We start from the raw sequence: 2,494 nt of genomic DNA on the forward strand, positions 1-2,494 counted from the left end.
CCGGTAGCGCTGGCAATAGCTGGGCGCGCAAAGATGAGAGCCGCCCTTCAGCACCCGGCGCGGGATGGGCGCGGCGGGCGAGGCCGGATCGCAGCTCTCCGCCCGTCGGCGCGTCTCGCCGCCGCAGCAGGGCGATCCACCACCGGCGAGGCCGTGTACCAGTCGCTGGTCCATTCCCAGACATTGCCGATCATGGCGTAGAGGCCAAGGGCGTTGGCGGGGTAGCCGCGCACCGGGCCGGTCCGCTCCAGGCCGGCCGGGCCAGATTGACGGTCGGAAACTCGCCCTGCCAGGTCTTGGCCATGCGCACACCGTCCGGCTCCAGGGTGTCCCCCAGGGAAACTCGGTCACCGCCCCGCCGCGGGCGGCATATTCCCATTCCGCCTCGCTGGGCAGCGTCTTGCCGGCCCAGCGTCCATAGGCCTCGGCGTCGGCCGCCACCACATGCACCACCGGATGGTCATCCAGGCCCGCCAGATCGCTGCCCGGACCCGACGGCGCGCGCCAACAGGCCCCCGGCGTGAAGTCCCACCAGCTGACCGGCGTGGTCGAGGTCAGCGGCGCGAAGCCCTGACGGGCCGGCGGCGTGAACACCGCCGATCCGGCCAGGGCCAGGTCGAGGTCCAGGCCCGGATAGTCGCGGGGATCGGGCGGCAGCTCGGCGAAGGTCACATGGCCGGTCGCCTCGACGAAGCGCGCGAACTGGGCGTTGGTGACCGGCGTCTCGTCCATCCAGAAATCGCCGACCATGGCCGGCCGCACCGGACGCTCATCGGCGTAATAGGCCTCCGAGCCCATCAGGAAGGTCCCGCCCCGGATCAACCTCATGCCGTCGAAACGACGAGACCGGGCGGGCTTGGACGAACCGGACTGGAGTTTAGCGACCATCGACCCTCACCATCGCCCCGCCGGGCCTGACGCGGACCAGTTGCCTGAATAACCGGGCCGGACGCAAGATCAGCCACGCGGCGCTCGCGCCAAGGCGCGACATTACGACCGTCTTGCATCCCCCCGCCCCATGCCGCATGAAGCCTTTCATGGGCTTGGCGATGTTTCGAAAGACAAGCGGTTGGCTCGCCATGCTCTGCGTGGCGACGATCCTGGCGCTCGTCGGCCAGTCCGACGTCCAGGCCTTCGAGTCCGCCGAACATGCCGGTCATCATGCCGCCCCCGGACTTGTCCTGACCGTCGACGCCGACCACCACTGCCACGAACACCATGGCGAGGCCCCGGCCGAACCCGCCGGCGAAACCCATCACCATCACAGCGTCGATCACCATGCGGTCGGCCTGGGCGTCGATCAGGCGCCGGCCGATCCGAGGCCGCCCGCGACCCAGGCGGTGGCCCCGACGCGCGGCGTTCACCGTTCGGGCCTGTCGGGCTACGGCATCGAGCGACCGCCGAAGGCGTGATCCAGACCTGACTGTCTGAACCGCGACGCCTGTTGGGCGACGCCGATCCCTGCCTGGAGATATCCCATGTTCCCGTTTTCGCCGGGCCGCGCGCCCGTGCGTCGCGGCGCGATCCGCGCCCGCGCCCTGCTGCTGGGCGCGGCGCTGCTGAGCGCCTCGCCCGCCTATTCACAAGCCGTTCTGTCGCTTGACGAGGCCTTGCGCCGAACCCTGGCCTCCGACCCCGCGGCCGCCGGCGCCGCCGCGCGACTGGACGCCGCCCGGGCCAATGTCCGTCAGGCCGCGGTCAGGCCCAATCCCAGCCTGGGCGTCGAGATCGAGAACTTCACCGGCAGCGGTCCGTTCTCGAGCCTGGGCCGCACCGAGGCGACGATCGTCTATCATCAGACCTATGAGCGCGGCGGCAAGCGCCAAGCGCGAACCGGGCTGGCCGAGCGCGAGGCCGGACTGGCCGAGGCCCGCGCCCAGCTGCGCCGCCTGGATCTGGCCAAGGCGATGCAGCTGGCCTTCGTCGACGTCCTGGCCAGCGAGGCCGAGGTCGCCGTGGCCGAGGCGCGGCTGGCCGTGTCCCAGCGCGCTGAGCGCGAAGTCAGCCGCCGCGTGGCCGGGGCGCGTGACCCGCTGTTCGCCGGCGCGCGGGCCGACGCCGAACTGGCCCAGGCCAGGGTCAGCCTTGACCGCGCCCAGGCCGACGCCGGCAACGCCCGCGCGGCCCTGGCGGCCTACTGGGGCGGCTCGCCCGCCTTCGCCATGCCCGCCGGACTCTTCGAGGACATCGGGCGACCGGAAGGCGCGGGGGTGTCGGCCGAAGGTCCCGATCTGGCGCTTCTGAGAGCCGAGCAGGACGTCGCGGCCGCCCGCGTCGCGGTTGAACAGGCGCGGGCCGTGCAGGACCGGACCGTCAATTTCGGCGTGCGTCACCTGCAAAACGAGGGCGCGGTGGCGCTGGTGATGGGCGCGACCCTGCCCCTGGGCCGATACGACACCAATCGCGGGGCCATTGACCGGGCCCGCGCCGAACGTCTGGCGGTCGAGGCCGATCTCGCCGCCGCGCGGATCGCCGGCCAACGCGAGATCGCCCG

3 protein-coding genes and 1 pseudogene are annotated in these 2,494 nt (G+C 72.0%); 2 read left to right on the forward strand and 2 right to left on the reverse strand.

Annotated features, from left to right (window positions below):
• Positions 1–47: 47 nt before the first annotated feature.
• Together CSW58_RS16330 and CSW58_RS16335 are read right to left on the reverse strand one after the other, a co-directional pair.
• A complete protein-coding gene (locus CSW58_RS16330) occupies positions 48–233 on the reverse strand; it encodes an SUMF1/EgtB/PvdO family nonheme iron enzyme (protein WP_369825190.1) in 186 nt (61 codons plus the stop codon).
• 106 nt (positions 234–339) lie between these two features.
• A pseudogene (locus tag CSW58_RS16335) lies at positions 340–888 on the reverse strand (SUMF1/EgtB/PvdO family nonheme iron enzyme); the annotation flags it as partial.
• 161 nt (positions 889–1,049) lie between these two features.
• On the opposite strand from CSW58_RS16335, the gene CSW58_RS12695 reads away from it, so the two are divergent.
• Entirely contained in the window at positions 1,050–1,412 is a 363-nt protein-coding gene (locus CSW58_RS12695; protein WP_143755206.1) for a hypothetical protein, read from the forward strand.
• 66 nt (positions 1,413–1,478) lie between these two features.
• On the forward strand, positions 1,479–2,494 hold a 1,016-nt coding region (locus CSW58_RS12700; protein WP_099447530.1), incomplete at its 3' end, for a TolC family protein.

The sequence above is a fragment of the Caulobacter sp. B11 genome (assembly GCF_002737765.1).
In the GTDB taxonomy this organism is placed as follows: Bacteria; Pseudomonadota; Alphaproteobacteria; order Caulobacterales; family Caulobacteraceae; genus Caulobacter.